Annotated in this window: 17 protein-coding genes; 10 read left to right on the forward strand and 7 right to left on the reverse strand. The window is 44.5% G+C overall.

Annotation, left to right across the window (positions count from 1 at the left end; genetic code table 11):
- Positions 1-147: 147 nt before the first annotated feature.
- The 3 genes from ACWA2B_RS19255 to ACWA2B_RS19265 form a co-directional block, all read right to left on the reverse strand.
- A complete protein-coding gene (locus ACWA2B_RS19255) occupies positions 148-1,203 on the reverse strand; it encodes a HAMP domain-containing sensor histidine kinase (protein ID WP_029516879.1) in 1,056 nt (351 codons plus the stop codon).
- Between the two features lies 1 nt (position 1,204).
- Positions 1,205-1,900 (reverse strand): response regulator transcription factor, encoded by a 696-nt coding sequence (locus ACWA2B_RS19260; RefSeq protein WP_029516878.1) that lies wholly within the window; start codon positions 1,898-1,900, stop codon positions 1,205-1,207.
- Positions 1,901-2,391: 491 nt separating this feature from the next.
- On the reverse strand, positions 2,392-3,228 hold the full coding sequence (locus ACWA2B_RS19265) for a helix-turn-helix transcriptional regulator (RefSeq protein ID WP_340953814.1): 837 nt from the start codon (positions 3,226-3,228) through the stop codon (positions 2,392-2,394).
- A 138-nt stretch (positions 3,229-3,366) separates the two neighbouring features.
- Between ACWA2B_RS19265 and ACWA2B_RS19270 the strand changes: the two genes are divergently transcribed.
- Entirely contained in the window at positions 3,367-4,653 is a 1,287-nt protein-coding gene (locus ACWA2B_RS19270) for a Gfo/Idh/MocA family protein (RefSeq protein WP_449292521.1), read from the forward strand.
- Positions 4,654-4,764: 111 nt separating this feature from the next.
- Here ACWA2B_RS19270 and ACWA2B_RS19275 read toward each other — a convergent pair whose 3' ends face one another.
- Positions 4,765-5,601, reverse strand: coding sequence for a carbonic anhydrase (locus ACWA2B_RS19275; protein WP_340953819.1), 837 nt, complete (start codon positions 5,599-5,601; stop codon positions 4,765-4,767).
- Positions 5,602-5,818: 217 nt separating this feature from the next.
- Here ACWA2B_RS19275 and adhP point away from each other — a divergent pair, with 217 nt between their 5' ends.
- Positions 5,819-6,835 carry an alcohol dehydrogenase AdhP gene (gene adhP / locus ACWA2B_RS19280; RefSeq protein ID WP_318628177.1) on the forward strand — a complete coding sequence of 339 codons (1,017 nt, stop codon included), beginning with the start codon at positions 5,819-5,821 and terminating at the stop codon, positions 6,833-6,835.
- A 78-nt stretch (positions 6,836-6,913) separates the two neighbouring features.
- Here adhP and ACWA2B_RS19285 read toward each other — a convergent pair whose 3' ends face one another.
- The gene (locus ACWA2B_RS19285) at positions 6,914-7,279 is read right to left on the reverse strand and encodes a winged helix-turn-helix transcriptional regulator (RefSeq protein WP_013368959.1); all 366 of its coding nucleotides are present in this window, start codon (positions 7,277-7,279) and stop codon (positions 6,914-6,916) included.
- Between the two features lie 189 nt (positions 7,280-7,468).
- Between ACWA2B_RS19285 and ACWA2B_RS19290 the strand changes: the two genes are divergently transcribed.
- From ACWA2B_RS19290 to ACWA2B_RS19320, 7 genes are all read left to right on the forward strand, one after another.
- Entirely contained in the window at positions 7,469-8,665 is a 1,197-nt protein-coding gene (locus tag ACWA2B_RS19290) for an MFS transporter (RefSeq protein ID WP_029516873.1), read from the forward strand.
- A 31-nt stretch (positions 8,666-8,696) separates the two neighbouring features.
- Complete coding sequence (locus ACWA2B_RS19295; protein ID WP_029516872.1) at positions 8,697-9,539, forward strand: aldo/keto reductase; 843 nt, start codon at positions 8,697-8,699, stop codon at positions 9,537-9,539.
- Positions 9,540-9,707: 168 nt separating this feature from the next.
- The gene (locus ACWA2B_RS19300; protein ID WP_165149230.1) at positions 9,708-10,730 is read left to right on the forward strand and encodes a LacI family DNA-binding transcriptional regulator; all 1,023 of its coding nucleotides are present in this window, start codon (positions 9,708-9,710) and stop codon (positions 10,728-10,730) included.
- A 180-nt stretch (positions 10,731-10,910) separates the two neighbouring features.
- Positions 10,911-12,386, forward strand: a complete 1,476-nt coding sequence (locus ACWA2B_RS19305) for a glycoside hydrolase family 32 protein (RefSeq protein ID WP_449292522.1) — start codon at positions 10,911-10,913, stop codon at positions 12,384-12,386.
- Between the two features lie 67 nt (positions 12,387-12,453).
- Positions 12,454-13,872: a sucrose-specific PTS transporter subunit IIBC gene (locus tag ACWA2B_RS19310; protein WP_029516869.1), complete on the forward strand. Its 1,419-nt coding sequence runs from the start codon at positions 12,454-12,456 to the stop codon at positions 13,870-13,872.
- A gap of 432 nt (positions 13,873-14,304) precedes the next feature.
- A complete protein-coding gene (locus ACWA2B_RS19315; protein WP_341071524.1) occupies positions 14,305-14,892 on the forward strand; it encodes a hypothetical protein in 588 nt (195 codons plus the stop codon).
- A gap of 102 nt (positions 14,893-14,994) precedes the next feature.
- On the forward strand, positions 14,995-15,399 hold the full coding sequence (locus ACWA2B_RS19320) for a hypothetical protein (RefSeq protein WP_069010127.1): 405 nt from the start codon (positions 14,995-14,997) through the stop codon (positions 15,397-15,399).
- Positions 15,400-15,496: 97 nt separating this feature from the next.
- Here the strand turns inward: ACWA2B_RS19320 and ACWA2B_RS19325 are convergent, their stop codons facing one another.
- Positions 15,497-16,285: a helix-turn-helix domain-containing protein gene (locus ACWA2B_RS19325; protein ID WP_341071525.1), complete on the reverse strand. Its 789-nt coding sequence runs from the start codon at positions 16,283-16,285 to the stop codon at positions 15,497-15,499.
- Between the two features lie 179 nt (positions 16,286-16,464).
- Between ACWA2B_RS19325 and pyk the strand changes: the two genes are divergently transcribed.
- Positions 16,465-17,880 carry a pyruvate kinase gene (gene pyk / locus ACWA2B_RS19330; protein WP_029516863.1) on the forward strand — a complete coding sequence of 472 codons (1,416 nt, stop codon included), beginning with the start codon at positions 16,465-16,467 and terminating at the stop codon, positions 17,878-17,880.
- Positions 17,881-18,008: 128 nt separating this feature from the next.
- On the opposite strand, the gene ACWA2B_RS19335 is transcribed toward pyk, so the two are convergent.
- Entirely contained in the window at positions 18,009-18,407 is a 399-nt protein-coding gene (locus tag ACWA2B_RS19335) for a hypothetical protein (protein ID WP_029516862.1), read from the reverse strand.
- Between the last annotated feature and the right edge of the window lie 105 nt (positions 18,408-18,512).

Genomic DNA, 18,512 nt, shown 5'->3' on the forward strand with positions numbered 1-18,512 from the left:
AGCTTTTTTAAAAGAAAAATAAATGTTTGTAAAGAGAATATAAAAAATTATAAAACACTGAAAAAATAAAAAAGGCTGCTGCCTGGGTGTTCACACCTGGCAGTAGCCTTTAACTCCTGTAGTAAAAGAAAGTGTGCACAAATAAAATCAGTGTTGTGCGGCCAAGGGAAGACTGAATCTTATCCCCAAACCGCCATATTCGGAAGGGTAGGCGCAAATTTCGCCCCTATGATGTTCAATAATGGATTTACAGCTTGCAAGCCCCAGCCCCAGTCCGCCCTTTTGGATTTGCCGCGATTTATCCACAGTGAAAAATTTGAGGAACAGAGAAGATATATCCTTTTCCGGCACTCCAATTCCATTATCCTCGATTTGAAAAAAGGCATACTGTCCTAGCGGGTATCCAGTCATATACACTTTCAGCTTATTTTTCCCTCCATATCTTACAGCATTGCTAAAGAGGTTGCCGAAAACCCGACGTATCATCGGTTCATTGACCATCAGCAATATATTTTCCGTAAATGAATGGCGGCAAGTAAGCTCGTTGTCAAGTCCTGCCAACTCATACTCATATTCAAGGGCAATGTTTTCAAATAATTTTGATGCTTTTACAGGTGTAGCTACCATAGATTCCAACTCCAGTTTTTCTTTGGTGAAGCTGGAAAAATCATTGATGAGTTCAACCATATATCCTGACTTCTTTTGAATCAAATCATAATATTCCTGCTTTTCAGTTTCTGGTAAATCCTTGTGCGTAGCCAGCAGTTCAGTAAAACCATTAATAGATGTCAAGGGTGTTTTCAAGTCGTGGGCAATTGCCGCGATCATCTCGATCTGCTCTTTGTGGGCGAGTTGAAGCCGGTGCTCCATCTTATTGAAGTGTTTATAAAGTTCTCCGATCTCGTCATTACTTCTCAGAGCTAGCGGAGGCAGTGGATGTACAATATTTACTTCTTCAAGCCTGGTATTCAGAAGCTGAATGGGTTTCTCTATGCAAAAATGAATATAGATAATCAGAATAATAAATATGAAACAGGCAATTGCAAATATGGGCAGGAGCAATGCTATATATCGCGAGTCCAGCAATGAACTGCGTATAGGGGAATATACTGCAAAGACAAGCTTCAGGTACATTCCAATCGAAAACATGAATATTATAAACATCAGCAGGAACAAAAGAGGAAGCTTTATTTTCAGTTTCATACTATTGCTCTCTTTCCGTGTATTTATATCCTATGCCCCATATTGTTTTAATAAAGTCATATTCAGGACCAAGTTTCTTACGGATATTTTTTATATGAACCGTTACGGTATTTATTTCTCCGTATTCGTCTCCCCAGACGTTTTCATATATCTGTTCACGAGTCAATACATTATTGGGGTGGCGCATGAGGATAGACAGAATCTGAAATTCCTTCGTTGATAAGTCGAGCTTCCTGCTATTCAGGAATGCTTCAAACGTCTTATCGTTCAAAATGAGCGGAGAATCCGCCTTTTCGTTACTGGGACTAAGTTCATCCCACTCTTTAAAAAGCCTGTCCACTTTTCTGAAGTGAGCCTTTATCCTGGAGACAAGCTCCTGAATACTGAAAGGTTTGGTCATGTAATCGTCTGCTCCTATTTCGAGCCCGACGATTTTATCAATGTCCTTATCACGCGCACTTAAAAACAAAATTGGAACATTATAAGAATTTCGGATACTTCTGCAGACATCAAGTCCATCCATATCAGGCATTACTATATCAAGAATGATGAAATCGATGTTATTTTCTTCCAATGCAGATAAGGCTTCTTCCCCAGAATATGCCGAAATTATTGCAAATTGCTCGTATCTTAAACTCTTTGTGATGAGTTTTACGATTTCTTCATCGTCGTCTACAACTAATATCGTTTTTAGCATATTTATACCTCCCAGCCGCTTTAAGTGGACTGAATTTATAAAACAAGAGCCGCATGATCCTCTCGCATTGAAAAAAGTAGCGTTCAAAGCGTCTCTGCGGTCGAGCTATGCACATATTCCAGCTTGAAGACCTGCATATAGCTTTTGACGTAATGTCCGGGAGTGTGTCTAATCAAAAGACGGTGTGAAAAGGCTGAAAACCATCACAAGTTTTGGTTTTCAGCCTTTTCCGATAAAGTCCATCCGAGCTACGCACTCCACATGACTTTGATAGGACTCAAATGGGAAGATCATGAAACATGGTATACCTCAAATGGGTATTCCGCTCCAAATCCCTTACTGATTGAAATCAGTAAGGGATCATGGCTCTATAGTAACAGCTATTATCGTAATGTAAAGGGAGATGTAACGCACATTTTGGATTACACCAACCCTTCGGGTTTTAAAACTCCGAGAACTTTTGGAACAGGAGATGCCGATTTTTCGTATGGCTACTCCTTTTTGTATTTTTTTCGGTACTGTAGCGGGGTGTGCCCGGTAAGATGCTTGAATACACGACCAAAGTGAGCGATGCTGTCAAAACCCGTTTTTTCAGCAATGGAAGTCACTTTCCAGTTTGTTTCTCTCAAGTACACACGAGCCTGCTGGACCCGCACATCTTGAAGATATTCTACTAAGGTAAAACCTGTTGTCTGCTTGAAAATACGGCACAAATACGTGCTGCTAATATAAAAATGCTCAGCCAGCTGATCTAGTGACAGGCTCTCGGCATAATGAGCATGCAGGTATGCGATGACTGAGTACACGCGTTGCTGCTTTTCGCTACGTTCCGGTGCAATGGTATCGGCAGTGGCTGATTGTATGCGCCGGATGCGGATAAGGAGCTGGAGTAGCAAGCTTTGGAGATATAGTTGGCGGTAGGCATGTTCTTGGTAGTATTCATCCAGCATTTGCTGGAATAGATGCTCCAGCTCGCATTGTTCTTCCGCGGAGGGGCGAAGCAGAAAGCTTTTTTCTGGCAGAAGAGGCTGGTTCTGATCGCTGGAGGGAGAGACAGTCATTGGCGAGGCTGCAAATTCTTCATCAAAGTTAATCAAAATCCGTTCATGGCTACCGCTACCCTTGTTACTTGTACGGTGAAAATCATGTTTGCTAATCCAAATCAGATCGCCCTTCTGGAGCGCGTATACCCGCTGATTAATGTAGTAGTAGCGCTCTCCTGCCAGCAAATAATAGATTTCGTGCGCTTGGTGGACATGGTCGGCGGACATACTGAATGGCACCGTCCGTAGCGCTTGCTCAATGGCAAAGCGGGGTGTAGCGATCATATCGATAGTCTCCTTTAATGAAAGAATACATAAGGATAATATATGTATATTTTTTGGGGAAAATCATAATAAAAGCGAAGATTTCGCTCTTTCTTATACTATAAAATAAAAGCAATTCATGTAAAGGGTGTGAACCAATTGGCTAAAATCAAATATGCACTTGTGGGTACCGGAGGAAGAGCCGAATTTTTTTACGGTGAAGTTGTTACCGTTTTCAAAGATACCTCGGAGCTGATCGCGTTCTGTGACGTCAATCAGACGAGAATGGATTATGCCAATCGGCTGTTGCAGGAGAAATACGAGCATGAGCCGATTCCGACCTATAAAGCTCACGAGTTTGATCGGATGATCGCGGAGACGAAGCCGGATATCGTCATTGTCACGACCATTGACCGGGTGCATCATCGGTATATTATCCGGGCGATGGAGCTGGGCTGTGATGTCATTTCCGAGAAGCCGATGACGGTGGATGAGGACAAATGCCAAGACATTCTGGATGCCATAGACCGCACGGGACGGAAGCTGCGCGTCACCTTTAACTACCGCTATGCGCCGCATAATACGAAAATCCGCGAGATTATTATGGACGGAACGCTCGGAGAGGTGCTGTCAGTCAATTTCGAGTGGTTGCTGAATACACAGCATGGCGCAGATTATTTCCGTCGGTGGCACCGTGACAAGCGCAATAGCGGTGGTCTGCTAGTGCATAAATCGACGCATCATTTTGATCTGATGAACTTCTGGCTTGGCTCGAAACCGGAGACGGTGTATGCGATGGGAGATCTGAAATTTTACGGCCGGGAAAATGCGGAGCAGCGTGGCGTGACGGAGTTTTATCAACGGGCTTACGGCAGCAAGGCAGCGGAGAATGACCCCTTTGCGCTACACCTGGACCGTAATGAGCATCTAAAAAGTATGTATCTGGATGCTGAGCATGAGGATGGCTATGTGCGGGATCAAAGCGTATTTGGCGACAATATCAGCATAGAAGACACGCTGAGTGTCATGGTGAAGTATCAGAACAAGACGGTGATGAACTATTCACTGAATGCTTATATGCCTTGGGAGGGCTTTATCATCGTATTTAATGGCACGAAGGGACGGATGGAGGTTCGGGTATCCGAGCAATCCTATGTTAATTCCGGTGGCAGCAAGGCAGATGAGGGTGCGCTCAAAGAGAAGACCATCACCATCTATCCCCACTTTGCAGCACCTTATGAGGTCGAGGTAGAAGAAGGCGTAGGTGGTCATGGCGGAGGAGATCCAGTTATGCTGCGGGATATTTTTGATAAGCCGGCAGAGGATCGGTTTCATCGTGCGGCCTCACATATCGACGGTGCATGGTCCATTTTAACTGGCATCGCCGCCAACCGCTCTATGCGTACAGGTCAGCCAGTGAAGGTGGAGGAACTGGTGCGCTTGTAATGAGTAGTAAATTTAATACCGAAAAGACCCCTCTAACTAGATTGAACAGAGGGGTCTTATTTTGGTATTCAAATATAGAATGCACCTTACATCTTACGGCACTTTATTTTATTATTTATCAGCAGTCAGTTCCCGGGTTCCCAGTTGTTGTACAGGACGATGGTTATCGGGGAAAATGGCAGCAAACTGGTTGATTTGGTCTGCGGACAATTCAATAGGCTGCTCCAGCACTGTCCAATTTACATGTTCTGTGCATGGCGGGGTAGTCAGCGATCCGTTGTAGCGAACGGAGTGCAGGTCTTTTGGCAGCAGCGCAGCGAGATTTATTTCTTCATCCAGAGCCGCTTCTTGGGAAATATCCTTCGGCAGTTTGGACCAAATGCGGTTGAAAGCCTTGTTTTCTTTGCCACTTTGGATAAGGACCCCTAAGACAGCTGTGCTTCCGTTGTTGCTTTGATGGACAAAATGAAGCTCCATTTCAGCATTTTTACCATCAATTTGATGTTCGCTCGGGTGGTGAAAGTGAAACTGCTTTAAAGTGAATTTAGTACCGTCCAGCATGATGTTATTGCTGGCATCGGCAACATTGATTTGCACAGTGTGCCCATTATTCAAAATGGATGCTTTCGTTTTAGTGTAATGAACTTGCAGCGGTTGCTGTGTTTGCGATGCTTCCAGATGGGTATGCTCTATATTGACAGGAGATTGTTCGTGGCCGTTACCACAAGCAACAAAATCTTTTTCCAGCTCTCCCCAATGTTCCGGTCCCTGATCTCCTTCATAGGACCAGTGTGGGCCTTTCTGAACAACTGCATGAGCGTTGTTAACTGATGAGGATGAAGTGCTAGTGGTACTAGAAATGGCGGGCTGTGAATTGCATCCTGTTACCGATACAGCCAAGATAATGGCAAATATGCTGAACAGGCAACCTTTCCAGTTTTTTTTCATGTTTCTTTATCCTTCTTCCAAAATAGAATATGTGAAACTTTTTACATTGTAAATTATTGTACAAAGTTCCTACAAGGGTCCAAGGACTTAGAAAGAAGCGTTTTTGGATTAAATAGTTTTAAGTTAGATTTATATTTGTCCTTTTTGGGCAAAAATTACTATAATAATGAGTGTACATTACAAAATAATTCCATATCTATTTAAAGGAGAGATCTACATGAAAGCAGCAATTGTTACAAAAGACAAGAAAGTCAGTATAGAAGAGAGACCTTTGCGTTCCTTGAAGCATGGAGAAGCGTTAGTCCAAGTTGAATACTGCGGAGTTTGCCACACAGATTTACATGTGAAAAATGCAGATTTCGGTGATGTCACAGGCAGAGTTCTAGGGCATGAAGGTATTGGAAAAGTCATTGAATTAGGTGAAGGAGTAACCAGTCTTAAAATTGGTGATCGCGTAAGTATTGCCTGGATGTTCGAAAGCTGCGGTCATTGTGAATATTGCCTAACTGGGCGGGAAACGCTGTGTCGTGAAGTTAAAAATGCCGGATATACGGTAGACGGTGCAATGGCAGAGCAATGTATTGTCACAGCTGACTACGCGGTCAAGGTACCAGATAGTCTTGATCCTGCCGCTGCAAGTAGTGTAACTTGTGCAGGGGTTACAACATATAAAGCAGTTAAAGTAAGTGAAATCAAACCAGGCCAATGGATCGGTATCTTCGGCATTGGCGGCTTGGGTAACCTGGCGGTGCAATATGCCAAAAATGTATTCAATGCTAAAGTTGTAGCCTTTGATATCAGTGATGAAAAACTAGAACTGGCCAAACAAATTGGTGCTGACTATACCGTTAACAGTATGAAAGAAGATCCGGTCGCCCGAGCCAAGGAGTTAACAAACGGTTCTGGTCTGGATGCAACCGTAGTTACTGCTGTTGCCAAAACACCTTTCAACCAGGCCATCGACGTTGTAAAAGCTGGCGCGCGTGTTGTAGCTGTAGGTCTTCCAACCGATAAGATGGATCTGGACATTCCTCGTCTGGTTCTGGACGGCATTCAAGTTATTGGCTCCTTGGTCGGCACTCGTGAAGACCTTAAAGAAGCGTTCCAGTTCGCTGCAGAAGGTAAAGTCGTCCCTCTTGTACAAAAACGTCCGCTCGAAGACATTAATGAGATCTTCGAGGAGATGGAGCATGGCAAAATCCAAGGGCGCATGGTCATTGATTTCACAAAATAAAATGAAATCGAATTGGTAACCCTTGGAGTTCAGAGAGAGGAAGCGCCTGCTGATGTATTGCAGGCGCTCTTTTTGGCTTTACAGCTTATTCAGAATGTTATCTTCCAAAACCGCAGATTTATCCCCATATTCTTTGATGATATGTCTTTCTCCCCAGGCACAAAGAGAATCTAAAATGCTTTTCAGACTACATCCATATTCACTAAGCTCGTACTCCACTTTGGGTGGAACCTGATTATAGCTAATCCGATTGACAATGCCGTCTTCCTCTAATTCACGAAGCTGCTGAGTCAGCATTTTTTGTGTTATGGAAGGCATCATCCGTTTTAATTCGCTTGTCCGCATCTTTCCATGTGTCAAATGACACAAAATCACGCATTTCCACTTCCCCCCGATCACCTCTAACGTCGCCTCAACAGAGATATTGTATTTTTTCTTCCCCAATGCCGATCCCTCCATGTGTATCGCTTTTCTGTTATACATACCTTAACAGCCTGTTTTAATCAAAAAGGACTTTATTTAGGGTACTTTTTGGTACCTATATCACTAAAAAGTACGTACTGTTCATAATTGCTTGAATAACTCATAATAACATCTGTTGGTTGAAGATTTCTATAGATAGGAGGGAAAAACATGTCGCCAGAATCAAAAGGAAGTATATGGCCATTACTGGCTCTAGCCGTAAGCGCCTTTGCGATTGGGACAACTGAGTTCATCAGCGTGGGACTGCTTCCCCTCATTGCTGAAGACTTGCACATATCTGTAACGATGTCCGCACTAACTGTAACGCTGTATGCATTAGGAGTTACCATCGGGGCACCTGTCTTGACCTCATTAACATCAAGTGTTCCCCGTAAAACGTTGCTGCTGTGGATCATGATTATATTTATTGCAGGTAACAGCCTTGCTGCGGTCTCTAGTGGAATTGCCTTGCTGCTGATTGCACGTGTGATCTCGGCGTTCGCCCATGGGGTGTTCATGTCCATCGGTTCCACCATCGCGGCCGATCTTGTGCCGGATGATCGTCGAGCGAGTGCGATTTCCATTATGTTCTCCGGGTTGACCGTAGCCACAGTCACAGGTGTACCTTTGGGTACCTATATTGGGCAGCAATGGGGTTGGCGGGCTGCATTTATGGCGATTGTGGTCGTCGGTGTAGTGGCACTCATCGCCAATCTGATTCTGCTGCCATCTACACTGCGCAAAGGGAACAAGACTCCTTTCCGCGAGCAGGTCAAACTGGTTACCAATGGTCGCTTGCTACTTGCATTTATCATTACAGCTTTGGGGTATGGAGGCACATTTGTGGTGTTTACTTATTTATCTCCATTACTCCACGACATAACCGGATTTCAGCAAAGTACGGTAACGTTTATTCTTTTGCTGTATGGAATTGCGATTGCCATCGGGAATGTCATTGGCGGAAAAGCAGCAAACCGTAAGCCGCTTTCAGCTTTGTTTTACATGTTTCTGATTCAAGCAGTGATCCTTTTTCTCCTGTTGTTCACGGCACCTTTTAAAACGGCAGGACTGATTACGATCTTCTTTATGGGATTGCTTGCGTTTATGAACGTGCCCGGGTTACAGGTATATGTAGTCATGTTAGCCGAACGGTTTGCACCCAAAGCTGTCGATGTTGCCTCTGCTGTTAATATTGCTGCTTTCAACGCAGGGATAGCCATCGGAGCTTATGTAGGCGGAATTGTAACGGATTCACTCGGTCTCATTCATACAGCCTGGATCGGGAGCATTATGGTTTTCGTTGCGGTCCTGCTCACAGGCTGGAGTCGTATGCTCGAAAAAAGGGATACAACTACCATTACAGGTTAAAGCTTTTAAAAAATAGAGAGGAAGATACAAAATGACACAAAACTTACAAAGCACAACATTGTTAAACAACGGAGTTCGTATGCCTTGGTTTGGCATCGGGGTATTTAAAGTGGAGGAAGGTTCGGAGCTGGTCGATGCTATAAAGGCTGCTGTAAAGCATGGCTACCGCAGTATAGATACAGCTGCAATCTATGCGAATGAAAGCAGTGTAGGGCAGGCTATTCAGGAAGCCCTTCAGGAAAATAATCTGTCCAGAGAAGAACTGTTCGTCACGTCCAAAGTGTGGAATGCAGATTTAGGCTATGAAGAGACAAGAGCAGCTTATGAAGCCAGTCTGGATAAGCTGGGTCTGGAATACCTGGATCTATATCTGATTCATTGGCCAGTTCAGGGAAAGTATAAAGAAGCTTGGAGAGCGTTGGAATCCTTGTATAAAGAAGGACGGATTAAGGCAATTGGAGTCAGCAACTTCCAGATTCATCATTTGGAAGATCTCATGAAAGATGCTGAAATCAAGCCAATGATCAATCAGGTGGAGTTCCATCCACAATTAACCCAAACCGAGCTGTTGCAATTCTGTCAAAGGAACGACATTCAAATGGAAGCCTGGTCCCCGTTAATGCAAGGCCAATTGCTGGATCATCCGGTACTGCAAGACATAGCGACCAAGTACGGTAAATCGGTGGCGCAAGTGATTTTACGCTGGGATGTGCAGCAGGGAGTTGTCACCATTCCCAAGTCTACCAAGGCGCATCGGATCGTCGAAAATGCCGATATTTTTGACTTCGAACTGACGCGCGAGGATATGGATCGAATTCAGGCGTTAAATGCCGATCTTCGGGTAGGTCCAGATCCGGATAACTTTGATTTTTAAAATTACGTTCATCATGAGACGCCGTTTCCTTCTTCACTGAAGGGACGGCGTTTTGTGCATGATGGGTCTGGAGCCACAGCAATCCAATCCCGCCATATGGTATTATAGGGTTATGTGAAAAGAGACGTTTTGGAAGCTTGTGAACACGAAAAATCTCCGGGGGACTTCATGAATAAGACAATTGCAGATATAGCCCAAATGGCTGGTGTATCCAAGAGCACGGTATCCCGTTTTTTGAACGGCGGGTCTGTCAGCGTGGATACGAAACGAAAAATTGAAAAAGTGGTTAAAGCCACGGGCTATGTGCCCAATGCCTTTGCCCAGAGTCTTAAGGCGAAGCGGACCAACATTATCGGCACCGTTGTGCCGCGTCTGGATTCTTTTGCGACATCCCATACGCTGATGGGGATTGATGAGGAACTGCGTTCTCAGCATTATCAGATGCTGATCTCCAATACGAGCCAGGATGTACAGCGTGAAATCGAAGCCATTTATGAGCTGGGCCGACAAAAGATTTCGGGTATCATTTTGCTGGCTGCTCAAATTACAGACGACCATCTGACCGCGATTCGTGACATCGGTATTCCAGTGTTGCTGGTGGGCCAGCAGCACGAGCAGCTTCATAGCCTTATCCATGATGACTATCGTGCAGGATATGATATTGGCACGTACGTTTTGTCTCAGGGACACCGCGAAATTGCCTACGTTGGTGTTACTGAAAAGGATGTTGCCGTCGGTGTGCAGCGCAAGGAGGGCTTTAGGCAGGCTGTACGCGATGCATTGCCTACTGAGTCTCGTACGGACGATGCGATGCAAGCAGCAGGGTATGATATCAGATACTATGAGACCGGATTTAAAATGTCCGATGCACGAATTGCTGCATCCGCTATTTTGGACAATTTCAAGCCAACGTTAATGGTGTGTGCTACGGATAATATTGCGCTGGGCGTAATCAATGCGGCTTATTCCAGAGGGATTGTCATTCCGTCGGATTTGTCGGTAACTGGCTTTGGGGGATACGATATTACGGAGGTCATTCACCCTGCGCTGACAACCGTTCAATATCCGTATATGGATGCTGGACGTGTAGCAGCGCAAAATATTATGCGGCTGGTAGAACATAAATCGGTAGAAAAAGTGACGGTCATGAATTATTCCCTTATCGAAAGAGAAAGCGTTGACAAACGCTGAACAAGTGGATTATAATTTCTTCGAAACCGGTTCCATAGTATGCGGACATAAATGGAATCGGTTGCAAATCCATGGATGAGCATTTTTTTAATCGTATGGGAACCGGTTCCGAAGGAATATTTTTTCACTAATTTGGAACCGGTTCCTGAGGCGAAGTTTTAATAAAAATGAGGTACAACTATGAAAATGACAAGAGAACAAAAGTATCGAGTGATCGAGCAGGCAGAGCCCGGTGAAATAGCCAGCTTGGAGGAGAAAGTGGAGCAATGTCACTGGCGGCAGGGGTTTCATATCCAGCCACCGACAGGTTTGCTCAATGACCCCAATGGCTTTTCGTATTACCAAGGTGAATACCACTTATTTTATCAGTGGTTTCCACTCGGAACGGATCATGGGATGAAATACTGGTATCATTTGAAATCCAGAGATTTGGCCACATGGAATAGTGCAGGCATTGGCATTGCACCTGGGGATTATTTTGATTCACATGGGGCTTACTCAGGCAGCGCACTGGAGCATGAGGGCAAATTATATATGCTGTATACGGGAAATGCACGAGATGAAGATTGGATCAGACATCCTTATCAATGCATGGCTGTTATGGACGAGAACGGTCGCATTACTAAATGGGAGCACCCCGTTATTTCCAATGTGCCAGAAGGGTATACAGACCATTTTCGTGATCCCAAGCTATGGAAAGACGGCGATGGCTTTTACTGTGTGATTGGTGCCCAAAGAACGAATTTAACAGGCTGCGCCGTCCTCTACCGATCAACCGACCTTCATTCATGGGAGTTTGAGGGAGAATTGTGCACAGGGCTGGAGTCGTTTGGCTACATGTGGGAATGTCCGGATTATTTTGAACTGAACGAAGCGGGTGTCTTGATCTTTTCTCCTCAGGGCTTGGAGCCTTCCGGGGATGAAAATCACAATATTTATCAATCGGGCTACGTAATCGGCAAGCCGTTAGATACCGGTACAAAAATACTGGAGCACGGCGCATTCCACGAGCTCGACAGAGGCTTTGACTTCTATGCGCCACAGACGATGATTGACCCGCAGGGGCGGCGTATTATGGTGGCATGGATGGGTCTGCCGGATATCGACTATCCCACAGATCCGAACGGATGGGCTCATTGTCTGACATTACCAAGGGAGCTTACGTTTCATGAGGGCAAACTCTTGCAGCGGCCAATTCCTGAGCTGACTACGCTACGCAGAAATCGTGAGGATCGGGTAGCTGACACGTTATTCTCAGAGAGCAAAACCTATGAAGGATTTACAGGTACGGCCTATGAGCTGATCTGTGAGGTAGATCTTTTAAGCGCTAAGATGTTTGGTATTGAATTCCGTGCGAGTGAGACTGAGAAAACGGTAATTAAATATGATGCCATCAGTCGCAAACTTGTATTGGATCGTTCGCAATCAGGTGAGCCTGTAGCCACTTCGTATGGTGAGATACGGCAGTGTTCATGGGATAAAGATCATATCAAACTTCATTTGTTTGTAGATACGTCTTCGGTTGAGATTTTCGTCAATGATGGGGAAGAGGTGTTCACCAGTCGTATTTTTCCGCATCCAGAGAGTGACGAAATACGCTTTTTTGCCGACAAGGGAGAGGCTCTCTTCCAGGCGGTGAAATGGGATTTTACATGAGTAGGCTAAAACATCAAGTGGATCGTTAATCATCAAACATAACGGAATCAACGAGAGGATGAACATCATGGCGGAGAACAGAGAAATAGCTAAAGAAGTGATCCAGGCAATCGGTGGGCAAGAAAATATTGCATCTTTTGCTCATTGCGCGACGCGCTTGCGGATTATGGTGCATGACAAGGAGAAAATTGATCAGAAAAAAGTTGAGGAGATCGACAAGGTCAAGGGTGCTTTCTTCAATTCCGGGCAATATCAGATTATTTTTGGTACAGGTACGGTAAATCGAATTTTCGAAGAGGTTGAAAAGCTTGGCGTGACTGGTTCATCTAAAGAAGAGGTGAAGAGTCAGGCGAAAAAGGAAGGGAACGTCTTCCAGCGCTCCATCCGTACCTTTGGTGATGTGTTTGTACCGATTATTCCTGTGCTGGTCGCTACAGGGCTGTTCATGGGGCTACGTGGCTTGCTCACTCAGCCGCAAATTCTCGCTCTACTTGGCATGACGCCACAGGACATTTCACCCAATTTTCTATTGTACACACAAGTATTAACAGATACGGCCTTTGCTTTTCTGCCAGCGTTAGTCGCATGGTCAGCCTTTAGAGTATTCGGTGGTAGTCCAGTGCTGGGTATCGTTCTCGGTCTGATGCTGGTAAATCCAGCCTTGCCCAACGCTTATAGTGTTGCGGACGGTTCAGCCCACCCGTTGACGATGTTCGGATTCATTCCTGTGGTGGGCTATCAAGGCTCGGTATTGCCAGCTTTCTTCGTGGGCTTGATCGGAGCCAAGCTGGAGCGGGCGCTGCGCAAACGGGTGCCTGAAGCGCTAGATTTGATTCTTACACCGTTTTTAACACTGTTGATCATGATCACCCTGGGATTGTTTGCTATCGGTCCGATTTTCCATTCACTCGAAGAATGGGTGCTGCACGGAACAACGTTTGTGCTGGATTTGCCTTTCGGTATTGCAGGGATTGTCATCGGTTTCTTGCATCAGATTATCGTTGTTACAGGTGTGCATCATATCTTTAATTTCTTGGAGATTCAACTGCTTGAAAAGAACGGCGCGAACGCCTTTAACGCCATCATTACCTGCGCTATGGCTGCTCAAGGTGCTGCCTGTCTGGCGGTTGGACTGAAAACGAAGAATAGCAAGCTGAAAGCGTTGGCACTTCCTTCCTCGTTGTCTGCTTTTCTGGGGATTACGGAACCGGCTATTTTCGGGGTCAACCTGAGATACATGAAGCCTTTTGTCATGGGGCTTATCGGTGGTGCGGTTGGCGGTTTTATCGCTTCACTCTTCCATTTGGCGGCTACAGGTATGGCAGTTACAGTCATTCCAGGCACGTTGCTCTACATGAACCATCAGCTTCCGCTTTACATTTTGGCGAACTTGGCTGCTATGGTTGTAGCCTTTGTCCTGACCTGGATGTTTGGCTATAACGATAAAATGCTGGAAGAGGTCAAAACAGCGGGTTCTTCAACTTAATATGATTTCGGAATAAGCACAGATTCGCATATAAATGAACTATAACGGTCGCCCTACTTTGGAGCGCTCTAGGCCCTTGTTGAAAAGGGATGCTAGAGAAGCTTCCAGGTGGGGAGACCGTTTTTTATAGACTTTATCATTACGTATCCGGATACGTAATTTGGCTTTGGCCAACAGTCGGCTCATAACGCAATGGTTTCAGAGCATCTCAATGAAATGGACTTTGGACGTTAGTCCGTTTTTAAACGCCCAATAGACTGAAAATGCTCCCTTCATGCTGAATGATTGTCCATTTTTATCTGTCAGACTTCCGGAAGGAGACGAAATATTGTGTCAATGAGGTAAAAATTACAAATAATATGTACACTATGGGTATTTTGTGTGTTATTATATAAATGTTGTTAAAATTTAGTATTTGGGAGGCAATTATTCGTGAAAAAATTTCTTGTAACTATGCTAGTTGTCATGCTGGTAGCCATCGGATTGAGCCCTACAAGCTCCTACGCAGATTCCTCTTCATCGGCTAAAGAATCTTCTTCATCGTCTCTATTCCCACCATATTCTTCAATTGCTAATTCGAATTCACTATTGAGCGGTTTGACGCCTGAAGAATATAATGAAGTTATCAAAAATGCGAAACCCATAGAATCAATTGCTGTTGAAAAAGAAAAGACTCAACTCGATCAAAAGATTTCTCCTATGTCATTGGGAGCATGGTCATTTAGTCACCATTCTCGAGACGATGGGGCTGTTTACTCTAATAAGTTTTCGGTTAATAACGCAGCTATCCTGAATTTCCATGTAGTACAATGGGCAGATGGTAGTTCTTGGTCCAGCCCTGAAGTAGGTTACCTGCTTGTGAACAAAAATTATTTGGGAGAGGTTTTTGCCGTTTATGGAAGATATACAGATGAAAATAGGGATTTTCAAATTAAAGCTCCAGGTTTTGGAGAATATCAGGTAATGGTACTTAACCTCAATGATTATACGATTTCAGGAAATGGATACGTTACGTTTTAATACTATTTTATTTAACGATTATTATGTTTTTTATGAACTCGTTATAATACTAATATTTTCTAAAATACGTAATACATCTTTTGAGAAGGGAGGTGTGTGCGTGTGAACAAGCGATTAAGAACAAGTGTTGTTGTCTTAGGTCTAACTGTTCTTATCGGAGGGGTTATAACCGTCATTCAAAGCCAAACTTTTGCTAATGAAATTAAAACTGAGGTTAAGGTAACCGGCGATTCTAAAACCAGTGTAACCAAAACTGAGACTAAGGCAACCGATGATTCTAACCAGCTCTCACCAGAGAGAAAGAAAGAACTAACTCATCTAGCTGAATCTAAACAACCCCATGTCCTGTTAACTGAGCACGGAGATTTTTATCCCGTTAAGGTTCCAAACAAGTACCAAAGCGATCAGGTTGCAAATTTGGATAATAAGGGAGAAGAAATAACTTCTAAAACAAAACAGGTCATTTTAAGAAATTTCACCTACGAAAAAAAAGAGGAAGAAAACTGATTTTCCCAGGAACGCTCAAAAAAATGAGCGTTCTTTTTTCTAGCTTCAAATTCAAAATTGCTTCGTATCATCTTCCCATAGTCCTATTTCTGTAGTTCTAAACGATGGAGGAACGTTCATCCAGAAATTCGGACGGCGAGCAGCCTGTTAACCGTTTGAAGATCCGATGAAAATAGGAAACATCACTATATCCCACATACTCCGAAATTTCACGAATCGTTAGCCGGGACTCGGTCAGCATGTAGATGGCGGTTTTAATACGTTGCGTATGTACATGCTCACTGATCGTTTGGCGTGTTACCTCACGCAGCAGCGTCGCGGCATAATTGGGGGTTTTACGGATGGCGTCGCCAAGCTCCTCCTTGGTCACCTTTTCCCGGTAGTGGTTCTGGATATACTGTTTCATATGTTCCACATGTCGCTCTCGATCGCAAGAAATGGCGCCTTTGTCCCATTCCTGATTCATATATATCATGGCCTCGGTCAGCAGACAGTCAGCCATCATGGTGTAGTAGCTTGGGTGTTCAGTCCATTGATAGTACATCGATTTGATCCGTTCATGCAGCATATCGTAGCATCCAGGTTTGATCAACAACGGCTTGTCGGTATTCAGTATGGGAAGTGTGCTGTTCGTACATGTTTTGCGGCAATGTATCACATACTTGGTATGAAAAAGCGTAGGAATGCTCTTGCCATAGTAATCCAGATGACCGGGTAAAAGCAGTGTTTCACCCTTACCGAGAATGAATTTGCAATCGTTCACCCAATATACACATTTGCCAAAGGTGACCAAAATGAACAGTAAGTCATCGTTGTCGCTATTTGCACCAGCCTTTTCATACCAGTCCACACCGTTATCCTGCCGTATATCTATCAATGTAATCACGAAAATCACTCCCCGATGTCTTCAACTTTCGTTATACTGTAGTACATTCATCATACTATAGTTCATAGTCTTGGTGCACGGGTACAGGTAGAATAGAGCTATATAAGTTTAATGTAGATAGAGAAGCAAAATGGAATTAGAAACCATACAGTAAAGACATTCAGGAGGATGACATTACTATGCTTAAAACGAAAATTATTTGTACTATGGGACCTGCCTGTGACTCCATTCATTTGTTAAAAGAAATGATCCAGGCTGGTATGACTGTAGCCCGCTTGAATATGGCTCACGGTGAGCTGGAAGATCACGTTAAACGTATCGAAAATGTGCGTCAGGCTGCGAAGGAAATGAATACCTTTATCCCTGTCATGATGGATATTAAAGGACCGGAAATACGGATTGGCAAGCTGAGAGAGGCATCTTGTCTGCTGAAGCCAGGTAGCCAGCTCATTCTGACCACAGAAGAGATTCTAGGGGACGAGCATCGTATTTCAGTGAATTACCCGGATATGCCGAAGGACATCAAACCAGGCGACCGCATTCTCATTGACGACGGTTTGGTTGATCTGACTGTAACCTCCATCGAAGGTACGGAAATGATTTGTAATATTGTAAGCGGCGGTATTTTGAAGCCGAGAAAAGGTGTAAACCTGCCAGGGATTCATACAACCCTTCCAGGCGTGACGGAGCGAGATGTGAGACACATCCAATTTGGGGTGGAGCAGCGCGTTGAGCTTATTGCGGCTTCTTTTGTGCGTAAAGGCGACGATATCCGCGAAATCCGTGAGATTTTGAAGGGCCATCATGCGGAGCATGTCCAAATTTATTCCAAAATTGAAAATGCTGAAGGCATGGAAAACCTGGATGATATTATCGAAGCTTCCGATGGCATTATGGTAGCCCGTGGCGATCTGGGCGTCGAGGTGCCGATTCAAGATGTGCCTGTGATGCAAAAAGAAATGATCGACAAGTGTAATCTGGTCGGCAAGCCCGTTATCGTAGCTACCCACATGCTGGAATCCATGCAGGTGAACCCGCGTCCGACGAGAGCTGAAGTTAGTGACGTGTTTAATGCCGTTATGCAAGGAGCCGATGTTGTTATGCTGTCAGGTGAATCTGCTGCAGGTAAATATCCTGTCGAGTCTGTACGGACCATGGCTGCGGTAGCTGCCAGTGCAGAATCACAATTGGATTATCAGGAGCAGTTCGATAAGCGCAGAGCACGTCAGAGCACCAACATTACCGAAGTGATTAGTCAGGGTGCGGTAAGTTCGTCTCTGGAGCTGGATGCCAAAGCGATTATTACCTCGACTGCCAGTGGATTCACGGCACGTATGGTATCCAAATATCGTCCGAAGGCGCCTATTATTGCGGTTACTCCGAATAATACGGTATTCGCTAAAATTTGCCTGTTATCCGGTGTGTTCCCGATCAAAGGGGATAAAGTAGCTACAACGGATGAAATGTTCGAATCCTCCATCCGTAACGCTCTGAATGCAGGATATATCCATAAAGGTGACACTGTAGTCCTGTCGGCGGGTGTTCCAGTCGCTGAGGCGGGCACCACTAACTTGATCCGAGTATACCAAGTGTAATTTACAACAAAATATAGACAGCAAAAAGGCGCCATCCCGTCGGGGGAGCGCCTTTTTGACATGAATTAAGAAGCACCTCTGAGGGTGTCATGAACTACGGCGTATAGCTGGCCACGTACGTCACTGACTTACAGCCCGAACACACTTTTAGCAACGACTTGTGTCAATTCTGCTTTATGGGCTTGATATTGCTCAGGCGTAATGCTCTTATTAGCCAGTCGTTGATCCAACTGCTCCGTTAACTGAGCTACTTGTAAATCAACGACAGCCTGTGCATCCTGATTATTGGTGTGTGCAATATCTGCCAAGGTTTGACCGTTATACAACGCTTCATATAATTGCTCATCCGAGGATGCGCCCAATGTTTTCAACAGTTCATCATCCTTGGAAGCTTCATTATCCTGTACCTGAGGGGCTCTCTCTGGAGCCAGTGTAGCAGCATTAGCCCGACTTCCCCAAGTAGAAGATTGCCCAATAGACAACGCCAGCAACAGTGTACAGATGACCAACATTCGTTTTCGATTCATAAGTGTAAAATCTCCTTTGTGTTTCATTCAATTTCTGACAGAGTGGAGCCTTATATGGATATCCAACGGGAGTAATGTTTATGCCTTTAGCCGATCCGGCTTATG

It is taken from the genome of Paenibacillus sp. CMM36 (assembly GCF_053570945.1).